This is a genomic window from Lactobacillus sp. WILCCON 0149, from assembly GCF_057197965.1.
Map to the genome: position 1 here is coordinate 1,432,190 of NZ_JBUBHO010000001.1, position 23,428 is coordinate 1,455,617.

At 45.5% G+C, this 23,428-nt stretch carries 22 protein-coding genes, 1 tRNA gene and 1 CRISPR repeat array (1 of these 24 only partly in view); of the genes, 5 read left to right on the forward strand and 18 right to left on the reverse strand.

All coding sequences use genetic code 11. The features are described 5' to 3' along the window. A CRISPR array of direct repeats spans positions 1 to 859; the repeat unit is 36 nt; unit sequence GGGTTAAACCTTATTGAATAGACAACCTTCTAAAAC; it begins 211 nt to the left of the window's first position. Positions 860 to 890: 31 nt separating this feature from the next. From csn2 to ACYVUV_RS06610, 8 genes are all read right to left on the reverse strand, one after another. Then, positions 891 to 1,559, reverse strand: coding sequence for a type II-A CRISPR-associated protein Csn2 (csn2, locus tag ACYVUV_RS06575; protein ID WP_484499198.1), 669 nt, complete (start codon positions 1,557 to 1,559; stop codon positions 891 to 893). Continuing rightward, positions 1,556 to 1,861, reverse strand: coding sequence for a CRISPR-associated endonuclease Cas2 (cas2, locus tag ACYVUV_RS06580; protein WP_035162685.1), 306 nt, complete (start codon positions 1,859 to 1,861; stop codon positions 1,556 to 1,558). Before cas2 ends, csn2 begins: the two co-directional genes overlap by 4 nt. Next, positions 1,839 to 2,750, reverse strand: a complete 912-nt coding sequence (cas1, locus tag ACYVUV_RS06585; protein ID WP_484499199.1) for a type II CRISPR-associated endonuclease Cas1 — start codon at positions 2,748 to 2,750, stop codon at positions 1,839 to 1,841. The genes cas2 and cas1 overlap by 23 nt, the downstream gene beginning before the upstream one ends. A 218-nt stretch (positions 2,751 to 2,968) precedes the next feature. After that, positions 2,969 to 7,231 (reverse strand): type II CRISPR RNA-guided endonuclease Cas9, encoded by a 4,263-nt coding sequence (gene cas9, locus ACYVUV_RS06590; protein WP_484499200.1) that lies wholly within the window; start codon positions 7,229 to 7,231, stop codon positions 2,969 to 2,971. A gap of 151 nt (positions 7,232 to 7,382) precedes the next feature. Continuing rightward, entirely contained in the window at positions 7,383 to 8,642 is a 1,260-nt protein-coding gene (locus ACYVUV_RS06595) for a sensor histidine kinase (protein WP_484499201.1), read from the reverse strand. Positions 8,643 to 8,644: 2 nt separating this feature from the next. Then, the gene (locus ACYVUV_RS06600) at positions 8,645 to 9,313 is read right to left on the reverse strand and encodes a response regulator transcription factor (RefSeq protein WP_484499202.1); all 669 of its coding nucleotides are present in this window, start codon (positions 9,311 to 9,313) and stop codon (positions 8,645 to 8,647) included. A 2-nt stretch (positions 9,314 to 9,315) separates the two neighbouring features. Then, positions 9,316 to 9,924: a GTP pyrophosphokinase gene (locus tag ACYVUV_RS06605; RefSeq protein ID WP_484499203.1), complete on the reverse strand. Its 609-nt coding sequence runs from the start codon at positions 9,922 to 9,924 to the stop codon at positions 9,316 to 9,318. Between the two features lie 420 nt (positions 9,925 to 10,344). Continuing rightward, positions 10,345 to 10,527: a hypothetical protein gene (locus ACYVUV_RS06610; protein ID WP_484499204.1), complete on the reverse strand. Its 183-nt coding sequence runs from the start codon at positions 10,525 to 10,527 to the stop codon at positions 10,345 to 10,347. Positions 10,528 to 10,632: 105 nt separating this feature from the next. Between ACYVUV_RS06610 and ACYVUV_RS06615 the strand changes: the two genes are divergently transcribed. Both ACYVUV_RS06615 and ACYVUV_RS06620 read left to right on the forward strand, forming a co-directional pair. Continuing rightward, a tRNA-Ser gene (locus tag ACYVUV_RS06615) sits at positions 10,633 to 10,721 on the forward strand. A 72-nt stretch (positions 10,722 to 10,793) separates the two neighbouring features. Beyond that, entirely contained in the window at positions 10,794 to 11,012 is a 219-nt protein-coding gene (locus tag ACYVUV_RS06620; RefSeq protein ID WP_484499205.1) for a hypothetical protein, read from the forward strand. Between the two features lie 273 nt (positions 11,013 to 11,285). Here the strand turns inward: ACYVUV_RS06620 and ACYVUV_RS06625 are convergent, their stop codons facing one another. Continuing rightward, positions 11,286 to 11,459, reverse strand: coding sequence for a hypothetical protein (locus tag ACYVUV_RS06625; RefSeq protein ID WP_484499206.1), 174 nt, complete (start codon positions 11,457 to 11,459; stop codon positions 11,286 to 11,288). Positions 11,460 to 11,747: 288 nt separating this feature from the next. Beyond that, positions 11,748 to 11,906 (reverse strand): hypothetical protein, encoded by a 159-nt coding sequence (locus tag ACYVUV_RS06630; protein WP_484499207.1) that lies wholly within the window; start codon positions 11,904 to 11,906, stop codon positions 11,748 to 11,750. A 392-nt stretch (positions 11,907 to 12,298) separates the two neighbouring features. On the opposite strand from ACYVUV_RS06630, the gene ACYVUV_RS06635 reads away from it, so the two are divergent. Beyond that, the gene (locus ACYVUV_RS06635; protein WP_484499208.1) at positions 12,299 to 12,523 is read left to right on the forward strand and encodes a helix-turn-helix domain-containing protein; all 225 of its coding nucleotides are present in this window, start codon (positions 12,299 to 12,301) and stop codon (positions 12,521 to 12,523) included. A 317-nt stretch (positions 12,524 to 12,840) separates the two neighbouring features. Here the strand turns inward: ACYVUV_RS06635 and ACYVUV_RS06640 are convergent, their stop codons facing one another. From ACYVUV_RS06640 to ACYVUV_RS06660, 5 genes are all read right to left on the reverse strand, one after another. Continuing rightward, on the reverse strand, positions 12,841 to 13,185 hold the full coding sequence (locus tag ACYVUV_RS06640) for a hypothetical protein (protein ID WP_484499209.1): 345 nt from the start codon (positions 13,183 to 13,185) through the stop codon (positions 12,841 to 12,843). A 32-nt stretch (positions 13,186 to 13,217) separates the two neighbouring features. After that, on the reverse strand, positions 13,218 to 13,403 hold the full coding sequence (locus ACYVUV_RS06645) for a hypothetical protein (RefSeq protein ID WP_484499210.1): 186 nt from the start codon (positions 13,401 to 13,403) through the stop codon (positions 13,218 to 13,220). Positions 13,404 to 13,520: 117 nt separating this feature from the next. Then, positions 13,521 to 14,519, reverse strand: coding sequence for an AraC family transcriptional regulator (locus tag ACYVUV_RS06650; protein ID WP_484499211.1), 999 nt, complete (start codon positions 14,517 to 14,519; stop codon positions 13,521 to 13,523). Between the two features lie 143 nt (positions 14,520 to 14,662). After that, the gene (gene argH / locus ACYVUV_RS06655; protein WP_484499212.1) at positions 14,663 to 16,045 is read right to left on the reverse strand and encodes an argininosuccinate lyase; all 1,383 of its coding nucleotides are present in this window, start codon (positions 16,043 to 16,045) and stop codon (positions 14,663 to 14,665) included. 35 nt (positions 16,046 to 16,080) lie between these two features. Then, entirely contained in the window at positions 16,081 to 17,307 is a 1,227-nt protein-coding gene (locus ACYVUV_RS06660; protein ID WP_439774916.1) for an argininosuccinate synthase, read from the reverse strand. 567 nt (positions 17,308 to 17,874) lie between these two features. Between ACYVUV_RS06660 and ACYVUV_RS06665 the strand changes: the two genes are divergently transcribed. Next, positions 17,875 to 18,780 carry a LysR family transcriptional regulator gene (locus ACYVUV_RS06665; RefSeq protein WP_484499213.1) on the forward strand — a complete coding sequence of 302 codons (906 nt, stop codon included), beginning with the start codon at positions 17,875 to 17,877 and terminating at the stop codon, positions 18,778 to 18,780. Positions 18,781 to 18,798: 18 nt separating this feature from the next. Continuing rightward, a complete protein-coding gene (locus ACYVUV_RS06670; protein ID WP_439775683.1) occupies positions 18,799 to 19,704 on the forward strand; it encodes a LysR family transcriptional regulator in 906 nt (301 codons plus the stop codon). Positions 19,705 to 19,747: 43 nt separating this feature from the next. Here the strand turns inward: ACYVUV_RS06670 and ACYVUV_RS06675 are convergent, their stop codons facing one another. Genes ACYVUV_RS06675 through ACYVUV_RS06685 form a run of 3 tightly spaced genes read right to left on the reverse strand, consistent with a single transcriptional unit; the run spans position 19,748 to position 23,246 of the window. After that, complete coding sequence (locus ACYVUV_RS06675) at positions 19,748 to 20,371, reverse strand: hypothetical protein (RefSeq protein WP_439775682.1); 624 nt, start codon at positions 20,369 to 20,371, stop codon at positions 19,748 to 19,750. A 16-nt stretch (positions 20,372 to 20,387) separates the two neighbouring features. Then, positions 20,388 to 20,789 carry a hypothetical protein gene (locus ACYVUV_RS06680; protein WP_439775681.1) on the reverse strand — a complete coding sequence of 134 codons (402 nt, stop codon included), beginning with the start codon at positions 20,787 to 20,789 and terminating at the stop codon, positions 20,388 to 20,390. 21 nt (positions 20,790 to 20,810) lie between these two features. Beyond that, a complete protein-coding gene (locus ACYVUV_RS06685; RefSeq protein ID WP_484499214.1) occupies positions 20,811 to 23,246 on the reverse strand; it encodes a hypothetical protein in 2,436 nt (811 codons plus the stop codon). Positions 23,247 to 23,428: the final 182 nt, after the last annotated feature.

Below are 23,428 nucleotides of genomic sequence, written 5' to 3' on the forward strand. Positions count from 1 at the left end.
TTGAATAGACAACCTTCTAAAACGAAAGCCACTGATGAAGTCGTAGATCTTAAGGGTTAAACCTTATTGAATAGACAACCTTCTAAAACACGGGAACAACTCACAAACCGGGTTGATGGGGGTTAAACCTTATTGAATAGACAACCTTCTAAAACCAGGTTAGGGTTAAACCTTATTGAATAGACAACCTTCTAAAACCTTTGCCAAAGTATTGTTCAATTAGATGGCGGGTTAAACCTTATTGAATAGACAACCTTCTAAAACGCAAGCTGTGAAAGCATGGCGCGATACTTTGGGTTAAACCTTATTGAATAGACAACCTTCTAAAACCGATCGTCTTAGTCCTGTTGCAATTATCGCGGGTTAAACCTTATTGAATAGACAACCTTCTAAAACCCGCGTAGAGTGGTGCATCAGGCACAAGGAGGGTTAAACCTTATTGAATAGACAACCTTCTAAAACCCGGAAATGCTGCCGAAGCTGATTGAATTGGGGGTTAAACCTTATTGAATAGACAACCTTCTAAAACAAGGAATGGAGCCGAACAAGCAGTACTTGTGGGTTAAACCTTATTGAATAGACAACCTTCTAAAACCGAAGCAACTGACGCCGTAATCAACTTTCTGGGTTAAACCTTATTGAATAGACAACCTTCTAAAACCCTGATCGTGTGACTTAAAAATCTTAACTGGGGTTAAACCTTATTGAATAGACAACCTTCTAAAACTAGCTCCCGTAACAGTTTGATCTCTTACGGGGGTTAAACCTTATTGAATAGACAACCTTCTAAAACAGATGAGTTTAACGAACAATGTGCAGATGAGGGTTAAACCTTATTGAATAGACAACCTTCTAAAACAGTTATTTTTTAATACGGCTTTAATAGAAGGCTAGTACCAATCAACAAGGTCTTCATCAATATAATTGAATTTTGCATCACCATATACAACCTGATCCTTATGGCTACAAAACTCGATAAAAATGATAGACTTTTTTAGCTCTAAGCACAGCTTAGAAATTTCTTCAAACTGTTCTGCATCTAAGTAATGAGCTACATTACTAAAAACAACAGTAGACTTAAGATCTAACCTGTCATGTATCCTAAGTACTGTCTCGATTATACCATATGGATCGCGAGTGAGTGTCTTGTTGAAGTGTAGACCACCAAATTTGAAGAGTTTCTTCAGGTCTGTGTCAAAGCTTATTTCAAGCGGCAAATCTTCCATAAACAGCTCGTCTTGAACAGCATTTAGTAGATCACGATAGAGAGTAATGATTCTGTTTCTGCCATCCGAGCTTAGCTCATCAACAACATAGCTAGTTAATTTGGTCATATACCTTTGAAGCAATGATTCACTGATTAATGGATCTCCAAGCCAGTCCACTGCCTTGCTCAACGGAATAGCATCATAATCTTCATTCACTGCGCACAGTAACTCATTCTTTTCTTGCATCCCTTCGATCAAGTTACAGTAGGCAATTGGACTTGACGTTGCAATGACGTTAGCCTTTCCGTTCTCGATCTCAAAAGATTTGTGTGCCTTGTACGTAATAATCATAAGATTACCGTCCTGTCTGAAGTATTTCTTATGTCCTTCACTGGCTCACCCAACAGAAAATGCATGTCGTTATATTGCTTTTCTGTCAGCATTAAGCTTTGAATAACACCATACTCTGGAACATATCCTCTTATTCTCTTTTCCAAGAGTTCTGCTGCCTTTTTTGAAGCACACACTCTTACGTAAACAGAATATTGAATCATCACGAACCCTTCATTAATTAAGTTCTTCCTAAACTGCCGATATTGCTTTCTGTCTACCGCTGTATCAACCGGAAGATCAAACATTATCATCAATCGCATCATTTGGTACCTCATAGTCAACCCCCAGCTCAATATCCATCTCAAAGAGATTTCCATCTAAATATCTCAAACAGTCATGCACATACTGATTGATCGCATTTCCTAAAATCATTCGATCACCATTGTAGATAATCCTAAGACTTAACAGTTCCACCAAACCATACTTGATATCAGGTGTGAATTCCTTTATATTTTTGTGGTCATAAAGCCAGTAGTCAACAAACGGCCTAAAAGGTTCCATTAAATCTGATCCAAGGTTAAAAGGATTGTGTTCCGATGAATGGTGTACGCCCATATATGTCCGATTACCATCCATAGTAATCTTGCGGTTAACTGCTGACAACAAAATGGAGTATCCATAATTAAGAGCCGCATTTAAGGCATTTGAATCTTCCCTACGCTTGAAGTCTTTACCAAATAATTCCGTGAAATACTTTCTAGCTGTGGTAGCTTCTCGGTTGGATGCATCATTTAGTTCCAATTCCAGAAAATCTTTCTCGATTTCGTCTGTTGGCAAGCCATAAATCCGCAACACGTTCATTTGGTTCTGAATCTTCGCTGCCACAATTTTAGTCCAAAGAATCTGTTTTCTGTCTTCGTCCCAATTAAACTGCTTTATCAGCTTTTCAGGATGGCAATTAGTCGAATAGTAATTTTCTGTCTCACAAATTGGCTCTTGTTTTTCATCAACGAAAATTACCTTCGTCTGCTTTTTTGCCAATTCTGCAATTAAAGCACTAGTAATAACTGCTTGTGTTGTTAATACTACCAGCATGTTGATGTCACTTACCGGAATCTGGTTGATCCCATCTCTTGTATGAACGACCATCATATTAGAAGAATACGATAGTTTAGAGTGCTGTGTAATGATCACATTTCTCCATCCCATAATTATCTCCTTGATTATTTTTACCTAAATGCTATAATGAACTTGTCGGGTAGCTCCCGACGTTAGACCTTATTGAATAGACAACCTGATTTAAAATCAAGCAAAGCTCTTCGGAGCGGAGTTTATACATTTGTCCCGCGTATTGCGGGCTTTTTTTATGCAACAAAACAGGGAGTTACACCAACCGCGTAGCTCCCTGTTTCATTTTCCTCAGTTTCCTATTTCAGTAAATCAGAGGCCTTGACTCTTCTTTCAAATAATCCAGTTGGTGATTGATAAATGAATACAGCATCATCTGAAATCTTAATTCCATCTGGTGCTTGCATAAAGCCCAAGGCAGTAGTTAACCCTAATCCAGACGGCTTTGTCATCTCAGAATTTGCGTGAAGACCTCGCAAGACATCCTTGACTACTTCTGCTTCATTTTCAGCAGACATTCTGACAAACTTCTCTCTACCGTCATGAAGCTTCTTGCGGAAGCCATTAATGTCAAATAATGACAGATACTTATCCATCTTATCCAAAATTTCATCATATACTGACAGCAAGCACTTCTTTTCATCCTGGTGATCAATATTTACCATCACATGTTTATTGAAACTAGGATCATCAATGTAGTCAAGAATATATTTCATTGACTCTTGACTCAGAGTAATCTGCTTAAGGCTGTACTTATAAGTAGAGCTCCCTAACATATACAGCGCTCCGCCTTCCAAAACGGGTTGGCGATACGGAATATTGTCCATTAAGATTCTGACACCGTTAACACCTTTTTTAGGTTTCCCGTTCTTTTTGTTAAACATTACCTGCGGCTTAATAATTTCTAACAGCTTTTCAGAATAATTTGTTGAATTCTTCAGAGTGTTTAACGCGCGAATCGGAACACCGACGATCTGCAGCGCATGCCCCTTGTCTTTTACAGCCTCTGCCAAGACAAAGTAGGCATCCTTATTACCACTGTACCCACCGTAGATCTCAGTATCCATTCCTTTCTTTCTAGGAATTAAACCAGACCGTTTCTTCGAGTCTCTTTCTGGTGACGGGTAAACCGTTTGATCAAACAAGGCTGATTTTCTAGTAAAGACCTCCTGCGTTACCAGCATCTGCTTAAAAGAGTATGCTTGCTTAAGCTTAGAGATAATATCGTTCCTGTTGAATACAATTTCACCAGTACTTCTGCAGTAAATATTGTCGCCATGCGTACCACGAAGCAAATCATCCAAGAAGTTCATTGACTTAACGCGTCTAGCCACATCATGGGCTGATTCTTCAGCATTAGAACTAAACTTCTTAAACTCACCGTAGACGAACATTCTGCGCAAGTTTGGATAAACTTGGTAGAGATAATTACCAACAATCGTACTTAAGTAGGCATCAATAGCGTGGTGGTAGTCGTTAACTTCACGACTCTTATACAAATCAAATTGCTTACGGACAATAGAGTTGTATTTCGCTGGAACTTCAATAATCTTACTGTCTGGATACTCACTTTGCAAAATAGTCGCCGTCAGTTTAATAACCTGACTGGTTTCAACCAATTGACGACGAATAAAGCCTTGAGCCCGATATTCACTAAGAACTTTCGGATCAGTAAGAAGATTATTCAATTTTCTCTTGGTAATCATACCGAGCTTTTGCCATCTACCCCACATTTCTCTGACGGTAATTCCTAAATCAAGCACTACATTATTTCCAAAGAGTTTTGCTGGAACATTATCAGACTTTTGATTGTTTACTGCTCTCGCGACCAAAACTCGGTTGTCTAAGGAATCATCTTTAACGAAAGACTGCGGCATAATGTGGTCAATGTCGTAATCTGACAACCGGTCGATGTTCAATCTCTCACCAGTATATGCATCCCTACCGCCCTGCATAAAGTACAGGTAGTAGCGGTCTTTAAGTGACTTCATCCCACTAAGCTGCTCTCTAACACCCTGGCTGACCACTTCATCACTAATTTGATCGTAGACCTTCTGCATTTGATTTACTCTTGCAGTAGTTCTCTTTGGATCATCCTCTTGCGAGCGAGCAAATTCGATGGCAAACTTCGATGGTACGTTGCCGTCACACGCTTTAACAATATCATGAACAACGCGCATTACTTGACGGATAGCCTTCTTATTCTGTGGAGATGTATATGCATCATCCAAAATACTTTCTACTGCATCATCAGACTGGCCCTCACGCAACAGCTTCTGGTTTTCTTGTTCAATCTTGGCCTTGATGTATGGATCACTGACAATTTGACCAAAATTATCATTGCTATTCCAAAGACGTTCAAGAACGTTCTGACCATCCCCATCTGTTAAACGAGTCAACAATTTGTCAGACAAATGGCCCCAGCCTTGCAAGCGCAGACGGCAAAGTTGCTTAATCTGTTCTTCGTTCAGCCAAGCAAAATCAGCCCGTAACTTGTCTTCAAGAATCTTACGGTCTTCAAAAATCGTTGAATACTCAATGATCTTTTCAAAATCATTTTGCCGATTTGCGTCATTAAGCTCATCACCGAAGATCTTCTTAAAATCGATGTAAGTTGACAGTGTCGAGTTAAATTTCTCTGGATCAGAAAGGCCGTCTACAGTGACGTCAATACCTATATGCCTTGCTTGCCAATATTTGAGGAAGTTGCTCTTTTTTACAGTCTTATGCTTCTTGAACAAGCCTTCAATTACTTGTTCTTTTTCCTCACTAGTCAGCTTCTTACCATTAACCTTTATATTGTTCAGCTCATTCAAGACCGTAAACAACTGGTACTTCAAGCTGGATGCTGGCATAACGTCTTCACCGAGTAAATACGTATCCTTTGTTGTCATACGCTTAATAAACTGAGTAGCAGAAGCCATCTTATCAACTTTTTTCTCGAAGTTCCACGGAGTAATCGCCTCATGGTCTTGAGGATCTCTACGAACCATCCAAGCAAAGCTGTGGCCGTCCTGTGCTTCCTGCTCTTCTTTGGTAATCATCGGCCCCACATAGTACGGTACGCGGAAAGTCAACAATGCATCCAACTTGGTTGGTGCCTTCTTTAGGGCTTCTTCTGATTCATCTAGGTTCTTCTCAGCCAAGAATGGGTAGTACTTGCTCTGCTTCTTGATAATCTCATCAAGTTCTACTTGATGAAGCTGGTTTGGAATTACACCATTGTTGTTTGATCTTTGCAAAGGCAAAAAGGTCTTTTCTTCGAGTCTTTGCTTAATCTCAACAGCCTCTGGGGAGTCATCCAACAAACTGGAAATTGCTTTCTTGAGTTCCTCAGGATCAAGCAGTTCGCTTCTCTTCTTAATTCCAGTCAACTTCATTGCTTTTGCCAAATCCGCATGGCGGTTGTTGACATACAAGTCATAAATTGCTTGCAATTTGGCAGCATTCTTTTTGTCCTTGATATTCCGAATAACTGCCTTTAAAGTAATTAAGTCTTCTTTATGCTGATCATACTTATCGATCATCGCTTCAGACAGGGTCATTCCAACTGGAACAATCTCACTCAGAACAATAGCATGCCGAATTACAATAAGGCGATCCACAATATCAGTTTGACTCTGCTCTAACAGAGATTCCAATTCTTGTACTTTGTCCTCTTCATCCCCGCCTTGTAAAGCAAAAGCAAATGTCTTCTTTTTATCCTTGTCAACATTGGAAATATTCAGAATAGTTGAGAAGTCTGACTTATATCCCAACCATGCTTTAGAAATATTCGTTGCCACATTTTTGATCAGCTTCTTGACCTGCTTTTCCTTCGCTTTGTCATCGAAACTTGGGAAGCTGCTTGGCAACAAGAGGTCGGCAATCTCCTTTTGACTATCCAAATTCAAATGGCCACCAGTGAGGATCTCATTAATTTGCTCAGCTGAAGCAACATTCAATTCGACTTCCTCGGTGCCTTCATTTTCAGCAAAGAGTTCATTCAGCTCTTCAAGAGTTTGAACGCTCAAAATGGTTCTTTCGCTTCGACCACCCAATGAACTCATCCCTGAGCGATAAGTTTCTACGGATTCATCGTGCAAGAAATTACCACGAGCTTTGATCATTTGGTGTACGGCAATGTAGATTTCCCGGATGTCATGTTTCTGATCATCCTTCATCAACTTATCGCGCAAATGATAAATCGTCGGGTATGCCTCATGGAACTTTTTGTCTTCTTCTGGACTTGGAAAGACAATTGCTGAGTAGCGCTTTCTCTTGTCTTTAGGTGAAATCCAAGATTCGTGCAATCTTGCGAAAAAACTCGGGTCTACCTTGGCAATTTCTTCATCAAAGAGCTCTTCCAACAGCTTAATCCGCCATCTTCTTCTTGAAAGCCGACGTCTAGTCGTTCTATAGCCTCTTCTTTCTGCTGCCACATTTCCTTCTGCAAATAAACGAGCACCGATTGCTTTCTTACCCTTAATTCGCAGAATATTGTTTTGGTCATCAGTTACAACCCAGCCAACCGAATTAGTACCAATATCAAGGCCGATCGTATAATCTTTTGGCTTAGCCATTTTTCCTTTTCCCCTCTTTTTCTCATTCTCTCGCATCTTAACATAGCGGTTACATTCAAATTATACTATTAACTACAACCTCTTTCCTAACTAATTCGAAATTTAGCCCAAAAAACACTGCAGCAAAAAAGCACTCCGCGAGGGAGTGCTTTTAGTGAACCCGTTTGAAAGTTACCGTGAAGTTCATCACGCCATCCGACCAGCTGGCATTAATTTTGCCGCCAAAGGCCGAAACCAGGTCTTGGGCCATGGACAAGCCAATCCCAAAACCATTTTTCTGCTTCCCGTCATAATGATGGGATTCGTCTTCCCGGTAAAATCGTTCAAAGAAGCGGTTGGTGTCGATCCCAGCCCCATTCTTATATGAATTGGTGACCGTTAAAACCGCGTTTTGGTTAAGCCGGCTCTTAGCCAGAATAACCATGACCTCGCCTTTAGGATCGCAATACTTCTGGGCGTTATCGATCAAAATATTGACCAGTTCCAGCAGGCTGCGTTGCTCAGCATTGACATAAAGGTCTGGATCAATGCTGATGACATATTTCTTATTGTCTTTAGCCAAGACCGACTTAAACGAATCCGCTGATTCCTTGGCAATCTCTGAAAAGTTGACCTTTGACAAAACAAGTTCTTCCGGCTCACTCATTCTGGTCAGAGTGATCAGCTGGTTGATTAGTCCGGTCATCCGCACCACCTGTTCTTTGGTGCTTTCATTCCATTCATCATCGTTGCCAAGCAGTTCTTCCATTTCAGCGTTAGCACTAATTACAGCCAATGGCGTCTTCAGTTCGTGCCCGGCATTGGTGATAAAGCGCCGTTGCCGATCGTAAGCATCCTTGATTGGCTCAATCGCCCGATCGGCTAAAAGCGCCATAACAACAACAAAAACCAAAATCCCGCCGAAGGTGAAGATCAAGGCATATCTCACCAGCAATAGGGCTGACTGCATCAGCGGGCTCATGTCAATGAAACAGATATAGTATTTATTGGCGGAGATTTTTTTGGCCAAATAGCGGAAACGCAGCCCTTTAGTACGGACCGTCCCTTTCAGCTGGCCTGACTTCAAGCGCCTGGCAATTTGATTCTTTCGATTTGAAACTGAGTCAATCGAATTGCCAATAATATGATCCGCGTCAATTACGGTCAAAGTCTGTTTTTTCGTATTGACGTTAGCCGTGAAATAGCGGTACTTGAACATCCCTTCCCGGTTGTACTGGTCACCCAGTTTCTTTTTGGCCTGTACCACATCCAGCCGTCCGTTGTTTTTGACAATGATAGACAAAACCTGATCAGCTTCATGGCTTGATTCAAAGATGCTGATGCCAATCAAACTGGCAAAGGAAACGATCATGACTAAGAAAAGTGAAAGAGTGGCTACCCACATGAAGCGGCGCCTAACCTTTTTAATCATGTTCAAGCCCTCTCAAGGCAGAAGTCCCCGCCCTTTTCGCCGGAAATCTGGACATTGGCCCCGATTGAGGCCAGCTTGGACCGAAGGAAGGAGACGTATACCCAAACTACATCTTCGCTTTCATCTTCGTTTTTCCAAACGTGATTGAACAGCTCTTCAGTGCTGATGGCCTTGCCAGGGTTGAGCAAGAAGTAGCGCATCAAACCAGTTTCCTGCTTGGACAGGCTGATGGAGTTGTTGCTGGACAGTTCTTGGGAGTTAAGGTCAAGTTTGAGGTTGTCGTAATTCAGTTCTTGAGTGCTGTTGTAGTCCTCGCTTCGGCGCTCTTTTGACCGCAGGCGGGCCAGCAGTTCCTTCAAGGAGAATGGTTTAGTCAAGTAGTCGTCAGCACCAACATCCAAGCCAGTTACCTTGTCGTCAATTTCAGACTTAGCGGTCAGCATCATAATGTAGGTCTTGTCGCCAGTAGCGCGGATTTCCTTGACTGCGTCCAGGCCATTTTTGACGGGCATCATGATGTCCATGATGATGACGTCGTAGGGATGCTTTTTGACAGCATCGACGGCTTCCTGGCCGTTAAAAACTGAGTCGACATCATAGCCGCTTTTTTGCATGGCGACCGTCAAAACTCTGTTCAATTGTGCTTCGTCTTCAGCTAAAAGAATTTTCATAGTTACCCTTCCTTGATCAGTTGGCGGATTGTTTGCATGCTTACATCGCAAGATGCCAGTTCGTCAGCAACCCGCTTGAGTTCCTTGCTGATGCGTTCAGGATTCTTGATGTCATGCTTGTACTTCATTTCGTGTTCAAGACTGGCCCAGGTGTCCATGGCAATTGTCCGCAGCTGGATTTCAACGTAGTAGGTGCCAGGCTTATTGCCGTGGACATCTTCAAAGGGAGTGACTACTTCCATGATCAGGTGGTATGACCGGTAGCCGTTTGGCTTTGCATCGGTAATGTAGTCTTTTTCATTAATAATCTTGAAGTTGTCCTGCTTCTTCAGTAATTCAATGCAAGTGTAGATATCATCAATAAAGTTGCAGACGATTCTGAGGCCGATCGAATCTCTATTTTCGATCAATGCAGACTCTGGCGTCAGCGGCAAACCTTTTCTCTCGCACTTTTGTGTCATGCTTTCTTCGCCTTTGACGCGGCCCTCCAAGTGCTCGTATAGTTTTTGGCCGTGTTTTGCACTATATTCCTGACCGATGCCTTGGATTTGCTGCAAAACAGAATCCAGGATCTGTGGAAGATAGTCGGCGTACTTTCCGTAGATGCTCATTTCACCACTCCTTCTCTATTACTTCTACTCTACCAAAGATCCTTGAAATTTGCTTGTGCTTTAAGGGAAACTTATGATCATCCCGGCATAGGTGGGGATATCTATTATCTAGACTTGAGAGCAATATATCATGAAAAAAAGGTCCAAAATTGAGAGAGCTATGATCAAAGCCAAAATAAAAAAGGCTAAAACAGCATTCTTAATTATCCAGCCAAATTTATAAACAAAAATGGAAACACAAATAACTGTAACAATCCATGCAATAATATCCCCACGATGTTCATGTAGATACTTTTTCATTAGAGACTACCTCTCGTCAGTTTCCCCCTTTACTTACGTGGGGAATACGCTTCAACAGTGCCCAAAGGACAGCACCATCTAGTATAGCCAACGCTTGAATAAGGAATTTACTTTGCTATATTAAAGAAAGTGGCTAAATAGGTCACCGATAACAAGTATCCCGCAAACGATGCCACCAATGATAATATAGCCAAAATGATCTATAAAGATCGAGGTGAGCCAGCACCCGAAGGCAAAAACTATAACAACGAAAAGTACAAATTCAACGAATGACTTAATTTGATCTTTTTTATCATCATCCATGTTAATCACCTCATTTCTGTTTCTCGTGTATACCTGATTTTTCCGCGAATTTCTTTCCCTGCTCTTTTACTTTGCTTAACTTTACAGTATAATAATAAATGTTCTGGAGAGTTGGCAGAGCGGTAATGCAGCGGACTCGAAATCCGCCGAACCAATGTTGAATTGGTGCGCAGGTTCAAATCCTGTACTCTCCTTAATAGGATAATCAGTATGAAGCCACCGTGAACGTTTTCTTGGTGGCTTTTGTTATTTTGAAGGGCCAAAAAATGAACGTCTTACAAAAATATCTGGATCAAAACAATGTCACAAAGTATCAAGTCTCCAAAATTTCTGGACTTTCGCAAATGACCTTATCTCACGCAACCGCCGACAGCAAACCCTTGTCTGGCCAAACCGTCAAAGTCATCAGCGTAGTCGCTAAAGCCTTGGGCAAAACACCTGGCGCGGTTTTAGATGACTTGATTGAACTCGACCAGCAAGATTAATTAATAAGGCAGTGAGTACACACGCTCACTGCCCTTTTTTAATCTGTACACTTGCCAAGCTTTCGCGAGCTGACTTTTTAAAATAGCTTGTTGATTGTTTTCCAGATAAGCTAAATTGGAGAAATGATAGCACAACTCATCTATTCCCACTTTTTTCTTTTCATGCTAACGTCTCACCGAACATTAGTCGTCGATATTGACCAATGTCATTAAGTTAAGGGATTGACTTTGGTCGCTAAAAGGAGACGTGATGTAAATCAAAAATAACTGGCATTACAATTCTTTCAGCCGCTCTTCAAGCATCTGCTGAAGTTCTAGCAAGTCATCCTTATCTGCCAGGTCCCTAATGAACTTTCGGGCTTGGGATCTGTACCGATAGATGCGCTGCCTATCTTTATTTTTCTCTTTCCACTTGGCGTTAGCCCTGGCTTGTGCTTCCGATGTCATATTATTTTACCACCCACGTCAAAATGTTAATGATAATTGCCAACACGGAGAATAAAAGGGATACCTTTCTCTTAAAGGCTCTTGGCATTTCATTCACCCCAGCCTTGCTTAGTCGAAACAGAGCCAAAGTACTCCGTCGATTATCCATAAGATTGCACCCACGACGACAGCGATCTTGGTAATCTTTTTATATTTTTCTTCTTTGCTTGTCATAGTAAACCTGCCAATACTTTCTACAAAACATCTAACCATTTTTTAGAGAAAAAATCTTACACAACCCTGTTCCGCTCAAAGATTTCTAGCAACCTGGTTTCCTGCATCCCTCTGCCTTAATTGTTCTTCCAGCTTCCTGCTGACTTTTTCTGCCCGCTTCAAGCGCGCGTAGTAGTACAACCAGCTGATACCAAGGATTGCAAAAATTATTGCTGCAACTACATCAATGTTCATGTACACATCTGCTATGATTACAGTCAGTGCCATCCAAGCAGGTTACTTGAATAGTTCACCCTTAATCATATCTCCCTCCTTTCGTATTTTTATTTATCTCTTATTATGACTATAACACATCATTTTTTAAACGGTTATCCTTATTTTCATTTTCCCCTAACAAAGAGCACGCTAATCTTAGCAATAATCCTCTACACCCAATTTTTTCTCTCGCGAAATAATAACTCCAGCGTTATTATATTCTTAGAATGTGGGAGTGGAGGCTGCCTTCGTAATCCTCTGGATTACCCACGATATATATCTGGTCTTTTTACATAAGGAAGCCGCAGAAATTAAAAAACGTGCCACAGAAACTGTTGAATAACAAATACTGACAAGAAGGAATAAATCAAATGAATGCACTGCAAGAATATCTCGATCAAAATAACGTCACTCGCTACCAAGTAGCTAAACAAACTGGGATTGCTAATACAACCTTAGCCAACGCCGTTAAAGATACTAAACCCTTGTCCGGACAAACCGTCAAAGTCATCAGCGCAGTCGCTAAAGCCCTAGGCAAAACGCCAGGACAAGTTCTTGACGATCTGATTGAACTTGATGAGGATAATTCAAAGTAACGTCCACATTTTTCATTTAGTTTTCCATGTAAAAAGTCGCTTAGAAGGTCTCTAAGCGGCTTTTTAGCTCTTCAACATTCAAAACAGCTTCTTAAATATCGAATGTATTATATCGAAAAAGCCCCATATAGCAAGTACTATTAACCCGAGTATTAAGTCCCCGTAGCGGTCAAAGAACCACTTCATAAACCAAAAACATGCCACTACGAGGACAATAAACAATATCCATTCACAACCAGATTTCTCATCTTTATCATCCTACTCAGTATCCCATGGCTCTTCCTTCATCCTAACATCACCACATTCCTTCCGCTAACTTAAAGAGGCCGCCCGTCGCCCCCAACAAACTTGTTCGTGGGTCTGACACCCCAACGAGGGTTGCTGTACAAAATAGCCTCTATCTTGACAATTTTATCTAACGGCACAGAATCAATAGTATCATTATTGCTTCTCAGCGTTGCCGTAGACTCATCCAAGTCATATCGAAGAACTTCAATCACATCCGGTAGCTCTCCATGCAAAGCCGGAGTATTCCAGAAACCGACATACACTTCTCCATCGCTCGTGGTCACCCTCACTTTTTGGCCAAGCGGGGTTCTATTGATTATGAACTCACCTTCATAGTCAATTTCACCAGATAATTTATAAACGATCAATTTCATATGCCCTATCTCCTTCCTACTTTAAATTCCCCTTACTCCTCAAGCATCTTTCTGCGCTCAACAATATATTCTTCCATGAGCTCCAAATCTTCCGCGGTTGCCAGCTTCAAAATAAAGTTTTTCGCCGCTGACCGCTTAGTAATATAGGCCTTCCGCTCCTTGTTTGCCTCATCCCACTTCTTATTTGCTCTCTTTTGCGCTTCGCTTACTCTAGCCATTCCATTACCTCCTAATTATGCGCTTACTTCCTCCAAATTATACCATTTCCCTGTCCACTTCCTCTACCTAAAAAAGCGGATCAAGCCTTACCGCCTGGTCCGCCTTTTGCGTCTGTTCTAATTTTCTTCTTCCGCGATCTGCTTTCTGTATTCGCTGACGCTGACGCCCTTCCAAATGGTAAAAGCCCGCAGGAAGGAATTCAGTTCCTGGTAGCCCAAAAGGTAGGCAATGTCATTAGTCGTCATGTCAGTATTGCGCAGGTAGTGCAGGGCCAGAATTTCCCTGGTTGAATTTAATTGTTTTTGAAAATTCGTTTTCTCCGCGCTCAATTTTCTTTGCAAGGTCCGCTTGGAATAGCCCAATTTTTTCGCCACGTCGTCAATCGTGAACTCCCCGCTTGGCAAAAGTTCCGTCAAAGCGCTTCTCACCTGGGCGCTGACTGAGTCGTCCACCGTCAAAGCCGCCAGACGCTTGTTCATCTCTGGTTCAAAGTAGTCCCACATGGCCTGGTTGTAAGAAATAAACGGCAGCTCCAAATCCTGCTTGGCAAAAGTAATCTTGTTTTCTGCCTCTTCCTTAATCGGGCAGGCAAAAAATTCCTTGACCCCCTCATTTTCTGGCAAGGGAATCGCCAGCTCTACTTCAACCGGATTGATCTCCTCCTGGCTGGCCCGCCGCAGCATAGCGACCAAGAAGGCAAATTCTGACAAAATTACGAATTCCGGCAACTTGTACTCTTCTTTACTGGTCTTCAGTTCAATTGCCAGATTATTTTCGTCTTCCGTCACATTAAAAGTCATCGGCCCGATTAATTTCTTATATTGGGCTAAGCGCTTGATGAAAACCTGCCCGTTTCTGCTGCAATAAGCCGCGAAAATCGGCGGAGAGAAGGATTCAATCTGACTGGCGCTGGCAATCTTGACCGGCAAATACGGATCTCTCGCCATATCCCCGACTGCTCCCATAAAACCGTAGTATTCCGTTTCCGTCATGGCCGGGTGCTTTTTCTTAAACAAAATTTCCGGCAAGTCCGCCTTCTTTAAAGCCGCGGCCACGTCAATCCCGTAATGTTCCAATAAGTCCTCATAGCGGCCGTCCAAAATAAAGTGGTTCATTGTTTTTACCTTCCTAGTTCGTTTAATGATACACCTAGTATAGCCGGCCAAGGCAAAAGTTAGAAGAGCAAAAGACGCCATTTTCAAAGCAGAAGATGCCAAAAAGCCAGGACAACCCTGTCCTGGCTTAAAAGCGATTAATCCTAATTTTCTTCGGCCAGCTTGCCTCTGACCTCATCAACCTGCTTTTGGACTGAATCCGGCGTCGGTCCGCCCAAAGAAGTCCGCTTAGCCAGGCAGTTATGCAGGTCAATTGCCTGGTACAAGTCTTCATCAAACAAGTCGCTATAGCCCTTGTAAGTTGCAAGAGGCAAGTCTTCCAGTACCGTGTCCTGGTCAATGCACAAGGCCACCAATTGTCCGGAAATATGGTAGGCATCTCTAAACGGCATCCCCTTCTTGGTCAGATAGTCCGCCAAGTCCGTCGCGTTGATAAAGCCCTTCTGCGCCGCCTGGTGCATGGCCTTCTCATTAGCCTCCAGGGTCTTAATCATCGGAATAAAAGTCTCCAGACACAGCTCAACATTGTCGATGGCGTCAAACAAGGCCTCCTTGTCTTCCTGCATGTCCTTGTTATAGGCCAGGGGCAGTCCCTTCAAGGTCGTCAAAATTGCCATCAAATCCCCGTAGACCCGGCCGGTCTTCCCCCGGGCCAGTTCGGCCATGTCAGGATTTTTCTTCTGCGGCATGATGGAAGAGCCAGTCGTATAAGCATCCGCCAGGCGGACAAAGTGGAATTCCCAAGATGACCACAAGATCAGCTCTTCACTTAAGCGGGACAGGTGCATCATCACCAGCGCCAGGTCGCTTAAGTCTTCAACCACGTGGTCTCGGTCACTTACCCCATCTAAACTATTGGCTACCGGAGCCTTAAAGCCCAAAAGTTCCGCCTCATAAACCCGGTCGATCGGGTAAGTCGTCCCGGCCAAAGCGCAGCTGCCGATTGGCGAATAGTTCATCCGCTCTTCCATCTGCCCCAATCGGTCCAGATCCCGCATAAACATGTAGGCATAAGCCATCAGCTGGTGACCAAAAGTGACCGGCTGGGCCCGCTGCAGGTGGGTGTAGCCAGGCATGAGGCTAGCCTTGTACTTTTCCGCCTGGTCGCAAAGAGCCGCTACCAAGTCTTTTAAGAGCTGCTTGATCTGCCCGTTTTCTTCCCGCATGTACAAGCGGATATCCAAGGCTACCTGATCGTTTCTTGACCGGGCCGTGTGCAGCATCTTCCCGTCCTGGCCAATCCGGTCAGTCAGGGTTTCTTCAATAAACATATGAATGTCTTCAGCGGCCGGGTCAATTTCCAGCTTGCCGCTATTTAAGTCAGCTAAGATGCCCTCCAAGCCGGCAATGATTTTCTCACTTTCTTCTTTAGGAATAATCCCCTGCTTGGCCAGCATCTTGGCATGGGCAATGGAGCCGGCAATATCTTCTGGATACATTCTTTGGTCAAAACGGATCGATGAGTTGAAGTCGTCCGCGATCTGGTCAGTCTTACCGGAAGTTCTGCCGGCCCACATCTTTTTCATATCACAATCACCTAATCTAAAAAACTTGTCCCGTCTTACTTCTTCTTAGCGTCCAGCTTTGCTTGCACCTGGATTGGCAGACCGAAGAGGTTGATAAAGCCTGCAGCTTCCGCCTGGTCGTAGTCGGATTCGTCAAAAGTTGCCAGCTCAGTTGAATAAAGGCTGTTTGGCGAAGTTACCCCGGCCTTGATGATATTGCCCTTGTAGAGCTTCAATTTGACCGTCCCGGTCACGCACTCCTGGGTCTTGTCGACAAAAGCAGCCAGTGCTTCTCTTAATGGAGTGAACCATTGCCCGTCATAAACCAGTTCCCCGTAAGTAATAGCCAGTTCTGACTTCTTGTGCTGAACCTGCTTGTCCAGGGTGATGGTTTCCAGGTATTCATGGGCAAAGTAAAGAATGCTGCCGCCTGGAGTTTCATAGACCCCTCTTGACTTCATCCCAACCAAACGGTTTTCAACCAAGTCCAAAAGGCCAATCCCATTTTCTCCGCCGACCTTGTTCAGCTTCTCCAGCATTTCCATCAAGGGCATTTCCTGCCCGTCTAAGGCAACCGGCACGCCTTTTTCAAAGTCCAGCTGCAGGTAAGTTGGCTTGTCCGGGGCGTCAAGCGGTGACACGCCCATTTCCAAAAAGCCCGGCTTTTCATAAGTTGGCTCAAGACTTGGGTCTTCCAGGTCCAGCCCTTCATGGCTTAAGTGCCAGAGGTTCTTGTCCTTAGAATAGTTGGTTTCCTTGCTGATCCGCAAAGGAACATGGTGAGCGGCGGCGTAGTCGATTTCATCTTCTCTTGAGACCAGGTCCCATTCCCGCCAAGGAGCAATGATCGGCATGTCCGGGGCAAAGTGCTTGATCCCTAATTCAAAACGCACCTGGTCGTTGCCCTTCCCGGTTGCCCCGTGGGCAATCGCGTCGGCCCCTTCCTTAATGGCTACTTCCGCCAAAGCCTTGGCGATCAAAGGACGGGCGTTGGCCGTCCCCAGCAGGTAGCCTTCGTACTTGGCGTCTGCCTTCAGACATGGCAGCAGATAATCGTTGACATACTCTTCTTCCAAGTTGGCCACAACCAATTTAGCTGCCCCGGAGTTCTTGGCCTTTTCTTCCAGCCCTTCCAGTTCATCGCCCTGGCCGACGTTGGCGGAAACCGCGATGATTTCCGGATTGTTGTAGTTTTCCTTCAGCCAGGGAATGATTACGGAAGTGTCCAAGCCGCCGCTGTATGCCAATACGATTTTCTTGATCTTGCTCTTGTCGATGTTCATTAATATTCTCTCCTGTAAAATTCTAACTTGCTTTTAATCTGATTCGTTAATGCGCCTCATTTTTATCACCTTTTCTAGCAAAAAAAACCGCCCTTTTGCTAATTGCAAAAGGACGACTTGCTCGCGGTACCACCTTTAATTCCCAGCCAAATCCGGCTGGACCCTCTTGATTCTTAACGCGAATCAAACGATGGCCTCTTCTCGGTCATATTCCCGGCTGCGTTCCCCGCGCTGGCTCTGTTTCCTCTCAACTACGAAACTCGCTTGAAGAGTCAGGGGAGCAGGTACTACTTCCTTCGCTTAACTTGTTGAAATTAATTCTAACAGGTCTCTCATATTATGCAAGACCTTTTTACAAACTTTTTTGAATTTTTCTGCAAAAATCTACATGAAGCGCTTGCTGTTTTCATGCAAAAGCCCGCCCTTATCGCCTTTGTCCAGAATTGATTATATTTTTGAAATAATTAATCAATTTTTTTGCTGATTCTTTGACTTGAGCTAAATAATGGGGTATTCTGTGCTCATAAAGCGAACTAGCAAAATTAATCAGAAAGACTAATACTATCCATGAATACCGATAAAATCAAAATTTTCCTTGATTTGGCGGAAAGCTTGAATTTCTCGCGGACTGCCCAAAACATGAATATTACCCAGTCGGCTGTTTCCCAGTCAATTTCTTCATTAGAGCGCTATCTAAATGTCAAGCTCTTCTACCGCAGCCGCAAAGAAGTCAATTTAACCCCGGCCGGTGAGCTCTTTTACCAGGGGATGCAGCCGGTCATCACCCAGTTCAACAAGGCCGTCACCCACGCCCGGGAAGTAGCCCAGTCAGTCAATACCATGCTCACCATCGGATTTGCCGGGTCCGGCTATGACCGCTATGTCATTGGCGAGTTGATCCAGGAATACAGGAAGGTTAGGCCTGAGGTCAAGATCTTCTTGGAAAATTACGACCACCGGACTATGGTCGCCCGCTTAAAGCAGGGCTTTTGCGACGTAATCTTGACCAGACCCGAATCAATCGACTCCGGCGTCACCCTTACTTACGACAAGCTGCTAGAAGGCCGCTTTTACGCCGTCTGCAGCAAGAGCTACGGCTATATTGGCAATTCACCTGTTACTTTGAAGGACTTGTCCAAAGAGCGCTTGATCTTCCTTGACAACAGCTGGTGCCTGCCCAAGCAGAATTCCCTGCAGAATGCTTTAAGCCGGGAGCTGGCCAGCCTGGACTATGCCGTGGCAAACAACATGGCTGACTACACCCAGATGATTTCCGCCGGCCTGGGCATCGGCATCTGCGCCGACTTTGTCGTTGACCCCAGCGACGACCAGCTGGAGCTTTTCCCCTTGGAAAAAGAAGTTACTGACGAAATCGGCTTGGTCACTTTAAAGGACCGGAAATCACCGGCCGCCGACTTTATCGCCTGGGTCAAAGAGCGAGGGCTGCCGGCCACCCACCCTGTCGCAAAGTAAGGAGCTGGAAAGAAAACAATGAACACAGAACACTTGGCAATTTTTATCAACCTGGCTGAAACCTTGAGCTTCTCCGGGACAGCCATGAACATGGGGGTCTCCCAGTCGGCAGTCTCCCAAACTATTTCTTCGATGGAGCGCTATATCGGGGCCGACCTTTTCTACCGGACCAGAAAGAAGGTCTCCTTGACCCCGGTCGGCAAGGCCTTTTATGAAGACATCCGCCCTGTTCACCACAATTACGTGGAGGCTTTAAGACAGCTGGAAAGCTTAAATGCGCAATTTAAGGACAAGATCACGGTTGGCATCAGCAACTCCCCTTACGAGATCTTTGCCCTGGCCAAAAGCATCGGGGCCTACCAGGCTGCTAACCCAAAGGTCCAGTTTGAAATCGAAAGCCACAATTACCGGGACCTGGTTGGCCTTTTAAACGAAGGCGCCTTGGACATCATTTTCTTAAACCAGGACTCCTTGGGTTCTGGCGCCAAGATCAAGTTCAAGCCGCTTTTGACTGGCAAGTACTGCGCTGTTTTCCAAAAAGACTATGATTTTGCTACTCGCGGGTCGGTCAAGCACAGTGACTTGAACAGCCAAAGAGTTATTTTCTTAAATGACAATATTTGCACCCCTGGCCAGTATTCTTTGCAAAAAATCCTCTGGCAGGAGCTTCCCCACCTCAAGGTAACTTCCGCCAACTCCATCAATGCCGCCATGCTCAGCATCCGGGCGGGTCTAGGCATCGGCATCCTGCCCAACTTCCTTTTGCCTGAGCAGATCAAGGACTTAACAGTCGTTCCTCTTTCCGGCAAAAATGAAATCAGCTACGGTACGGCCATTAAAGAACACACCATGTCCGCCGCCAGCCAGGACTTCTTTGACTGGCTGGAAACAGACAAATTGCCGGCTATGCACGAACTGGCTTAAATTAAAAGGCTAGAAGCATTTCCGCTTCTAGCCTTTTTGCATGCTATTTTAAATTTTCCTTGGCGGTCAAGGCCAGATCCCAGGCCAGCCAGTCGCCCGTATTGTCTGAGCCCAGCCACTTGTCCAGTCTTACCAGACTGACCCCGGTCAATTTCACCCAGGCCGCCTTGGTCAAGCCTTTAGCCGCCAGACTGCCGGGCGCTACTTTCTTTAAAAAGGCCAGGTCAGCCGGGTCATAGAGGGCGCTGGCCCGCAGATTGTAGGCCCGCTCTTTAACCCCCATGAAGACCAGGCTGTGAGCCAGGGCTGCCAATGGCAGACCGGTCTGCTCGCTCCATTCTTCCAAGCTGAGGCAGTGGTCAAGGGGAGTCGGCGCCAGAGGGAAAAAGTAATTTTTCTTCCAAATTAAAGCCTGCCTTGGCACTTCCTGGCCCCGGTCAGCAAATTCCTCCTGCAGGAGCTTGATGTCCTCGTCATACTGGCGGATCAGCTTGGTCTGGTAGGCCTTCAGCTTGATCAAGGTTGGCATCTCTTTTCTGGGAACTGCCGCGTTTTCGGCCGCCGTGTCGGTCAAGAGGGCCCCAAAAACGATCTGCCAGCGGCTTCTCCGCTTCTCGTCCAAAATCTGCTTTAGTTCATCCCCGCCCAGCTGGGCCAAGTCCGTCATTGCCGTCCCTCTTTTCTTAAGCCAGGGCTTCCTTCAGCGGCTTAAAGCGCTTGTCGCCCGTGGAAAAATCTCTGACCAGCCACTGGAAGTCGCCTTCATACTTGCAATACAAGAAGCAGCAAGCCAGGTAGTCCCCTTGCTCTTCAGTTGCCCGGTCAAAAACTTCCGTGTCCGCGTAATTTTCCAAGACCAATTGGTCTTCATGCTCGTCCCGGTAGTAAGCCCGGCTGGTCGCCGCCGTCTTTCCCAGGCTCTTTAAATCGCCCAAATTGACCAGAGCCAAAACTTGCTCATAGTCCTGGTAGTTTTCCTCCAGAATCCGGCCGGCAATTTCCAAGTCCCCGTCATGGTCCAAGACCAGGCTGGAAACGGTATTGTCTTTTTCTTGTACGGCAATCATGCTTTGCGTGTCGGTCATCTTATTCTTCTTTCTAAAAAATTACTTGAAAAAGCGGTCGAAGAAACCCCGCGGCTTCTTTTCCTCGCTCTTGGCGGCTTCAGCTGCCTCCTTGGCCTGGGCCAGTTCATCTTGCAATTTCTGGATCTGGTCGGCCTGCTCCTTCTTCTCAGCTTCCGCCTGCTGCTGCTTTTCAGCCTGGGCTTCTTTTTCCGCCAAAAGCTGGGCATTTTGCTCGGTGACCTTCATCATCCGGTCCATCATTTCCGCGTTCTTCTTGAGGTATGGAGCGATATTTTCCCCCATTCTCTGCCCCTGGACTTCCGCGGCAGCTCTGGCCTTTTCCATTTCAAAGCGCTCAGCCGCGATCCCGGTCTCCTTCTCATAGCGCTCGACCAGCAAGTGGTTTCCTTGCCACAGATCCATATTGGCCATCTTCACCGTCAGCCCCTGGCTGTCAAAAGTCTTGCAGATCTCGGCTGAAGCCGGCAGGTAGGCAAAGTAGCGGTTGATGTCAGCCCCCTTGTTAGGGAAGACTCGGGCAGGAATCATGCATTCCGGATTGTCCCGGGTAAAGGTGATTTCCCGCAAAGTTGCCTCATCGTGCAAAAGAATGCTCCAGTTCCGCCGGCCGAGGTCTTCAACGATATTGTAGTTCTTCATGTTGAAGTAGTGCTTGGTTTCCGTGTTGACTAGGCCGTATTCCTCAACCAGCTGCCAGAAGGCGTGCTTGACTGGGTAGAGGAAGTCCCGCTTGAGCTGCAAGTAGTCCTCGTCGTCCATCTCATCCAGCCAGCGGTCGATCTGCCGGGTCAGGTAAAGAAAGAGGGTGTTGTTCAGCCAGTGACCATGGTTGTCGGTATTGCCATCCAGATATTCAAAAAAGTGAATATCCGCGTCCGTCTTCTTGCGGAACTGGTTGCCCTGGCTGATCACGTAGCCCCGCCGGCCAACTTCAGTCAAAAGCTCGATGTCCTTGCCCTTGCTGTTCATGCTGAAAATGGCTACCGGTTCCACCGCCAGTTTCTCGCCATGCCGGTTGCTCCGCTTTTTCAAAAAGCTCTGAGCTGCGCTGGAAGAAAAGAGGGACACTTCCGGGTCATCAATGCAGATCGGAGTGATGACCTGGTCTTCATCCATGTAGTGGTCGGTAAAGCTCCAGATATTTTTGTTGATGACCTTAGGGTTGGAGCTGTAGGCGCTGACCCGGTCCTGCTTGCTCAAACTCTTGCCGGCCAGCAGCTTCTTTCTGACGGCTGCCGTCATCCCGAAGAGCTTGTCTTCTGAACTGGCCTGGACGATTTCCTTGGTGTTGCCGATGGTCAAGTTGGAGGCAATCTTAAGCAGGGTCGACTTGCCGGTTTCCCCCTGCCCGACCAGGCCGGCCACGATCGGGACATCTTCCACGATCCCGTTTCGCTCATCGATCGCCTGGCGGATCTTCCAGATGCTGCCACTTTCCAGGACATACATCAAGAAGGAGAAGGCGGCCTGGGATTCATTGTCCTGCTTGCGGTCCCGGTAGAAGCGGATAATGTCAAAAATCGCTGACACGTCCTGCCGGGTCGGCTTCTGGACGGCCACTGGCTCTTCTTGGTAGGAGTCAATTGCCGGCTTCTCCAAAATCGTCCCGGTTACCGGGTCTTGCAGGTAAAGCGGGCGCGGGTAGTGGGCCTTCTCATCTGGCAAAACAATGGCTTCGCCATTTTCGTTGCCCTCGCCAAAGACAATCTGGCTGAGGCGCTTGCTTAATTCCTCGTCAGCCAGGATCTTTTTGCCAGTCAAATCCTGCTTGTCAATCCCGCTCTTAAAGCGCAGAAGCTTGGCCGTCTTCTTAAAGGACACGCCTGCCTGGCTTTGGGCCAATTGCCCCAGCCGGGTTGCTTCTTTAAAGTCCTTTAAAGGCGCTGTCGCCATTTTGTCTGCCAAGCCGCTGACTTCCAGCAGGTACTGGGACCGCTTGTCTTCTTCTTGGTCCAGATAGCCCTGGTAGATCTCCCTGTTTAAAATATCACTGGCCTTGGCCATCAGCTCTTTGACCAGCTGCTGGACCATGGCCCAGTCGTCCCCGGTCTTTTCCCCGCTGCTTAAGGCATAAGTTGCCCCCTGCCCCCAGTAGAAACGGTACTTGTCTTTCCCAGTCAGCAAGAAAAAGCTGCTCTCTTTCTCTGGTAAAAATTTAACAGCCAACTTGCCGGCAGCCAGTTTTTCCTTTAAGTCTGGACAGTCGCCGGCTAAAAGCGGAAAGAGACGGGACAGTTCGCTTGCCGCGGCGAGTTCGGGAACTTCCTCATCCCCAAAAAGCAGGCAAAGGTCTGCCTGCTCAAATAACCCGGTAACTTCCCGGTCCAGCAGGGTCCAGTCAGGAGCAGCCAGGGCGGCCGTCAAAGTCCCGTATTCCTCTCCTGCTTCCTTGATGTCTTCCAGCAAGCCGTGCTGGATCAGTAACTTTCGCTGAGTATCAATAATCCTTGCCATCTGTCTTATTTCCCATTCATGACTTTTTGCCTGCCATATTGCAGACCTTTAACAAGATTATAGCACTATCCGGCCCGTTTTCGGCAGCGTTTACCCGCTTTGCTGGCAAGAATCTGCGGATTTTTGCCAAAAGAAAGCCGGGCGGGAAAAAATAGTTTATCATGAAAAGAGAAAATAGTTGA

Coding starts and splice junctions, on each gene's coding strand:
- ACYVUV_RS06650 (WP_484499211.1), bottom strand. CDS start 14,519: ATGAACCACTTTATTTTGGACGGCCGCTATGAGGACTTATTGGAACAT.
- ACYVUV_RS06600 (WP_484499202.1), bottom strand. CDS start 9,313: ATGAAAATTCTTTTAGCTGAAGACGAAGCACAATTGAACAGAGTTTTG.
- ACYVUV_RS06610 (WP_484499204.1), bottom strand. CDS start 10,527: ATGGATGATGATAAAAAAGATCAAATTAAGTCATTCGTTGAATTTGTA.
- cas2 (WP_035162685.1), bottom strand. CDS start 1,861: ATGCGATTGATGATAATGTTTGATCTTCCGGTTGATACAGCGGTAGAC.
- ACYVUV_RS06630 (WP_484499207.1), bottom strand. CDS start 11,906: ATGAACATTGATGTAGTTGCAGCAATAATTTTTGCAATCCTTGGTATC.
- ACYVUV_RS06645 (WP_484499210.1), bottom strand. CDS start 13,403: ATGGCTAGAGTAAGCGAAGCGCAAAAGAGAGCAAATAAGAAGTGGGAT.
- ACYVUV_RS06595 (WP_484499201.1), bottom strand. CDS start 8,642: ATGATTAAAAAGGTTAGGCGCCGCTTCATGTGGGTAGCCACTCTTTCA.
- ACYVUV_RS06660 (WP_439774916.1), bottom strand. CDS start 17,307: ATGAACATCGACAAGAGCAAGATCAAGAAAATCGTATTGGCATACAGC.
- ACYVUV_RS06685 (WP_484499214.1), bottom strand. CDS start 23,246: ATGGCAAGGATTATTGATACTCAGCGAAAGTTACTGATCCAGCACGGC.
- cas9 (WP_484499200.1), bottom strand. CDS start 7,231: ATGGCTAAGCCAAAAGATTATACGATCGGCCTTGATATTGGTACTAAT.
- ACYVUV_RS06670 (WP_439775683.1), top strand. CDS start 18,799: ATGAACACAGAACACTTGGCAATTTTTATCAACCTGGCTGAAACCTTG.
- ACYVUV_RS06665 (WP_484499213.1), top strand. CDS start 17,875: ATGAATACCGATAAAATCAAAATTTTCCTTGATTTGGCGGAAAGCTTG.
- csn2 (WP_484499198.1), bottom strand. CDS start 1,559: ATGATTATTACGTACAAGGCACACAAATCTTTTGAGATCGAGAACGGA.
- ACYVUV_RS06635 (WP_484499208.1), top strand. CDS start 12,299: ATGAATGCACTGCAAGAATATCTCGATCAAAATAACGTCACTCGCTAC.
- ACYVUV_RS06625 (WP_484499206.1), bottom strand. CDS start 11,459: ATGACATCGGAAGCACAAGCCAGGGCTAACGCCAAGTGGAAAGAGAAA.
- ACYVUV_RS06620 (WP_484499205.1), top strand. CDS start 10,794: ATGAACGTCTTACAAAAATATCTGGATCAAAACAATGTCACAAAGTAT.
- ACYVUV_RS06605 (WP_484499203.1), bottom strand. CDS start 9,924: ATGAGCATCTACGGAAAGTACGCCGACTATCTTCCACAGATCCTGGAT.
- ACYVUV_RS06675 (WP_439775682.1), bottom strand. CDS start 20,371: ATGACGGACTTGGCCCAGCTGGGCGGGGATGAACTAAAGCAGATTTTG.
- argH (WP_484499212.1), bottom strand. CDS start 16,045: ATGAAAAAGATGTGGGCCGGCAGAACTTCCGGTAAGACTGACCAGATC.
- ACYVUV_RS06640 (WP_484499209.1), bottom strand. CDS start 13,185: ATGAAATTGATCGTTTATAAATTATCTGGTGAAATTGACTATGAAGGT.
- ACYVUV_RS06680 (WP_439775681.1), bottom strand. CDS start 20,789: ATGACCGACACGCAAAGCATGATTGCCGTACAAGAAAAAGACAATACC.
- cas1 (WP_484499199.1), bottom strand. CDS start 2,750: ATGGGATGGAGAAATGTGATCATTACACAGCACTCTAAACTATCGTAT.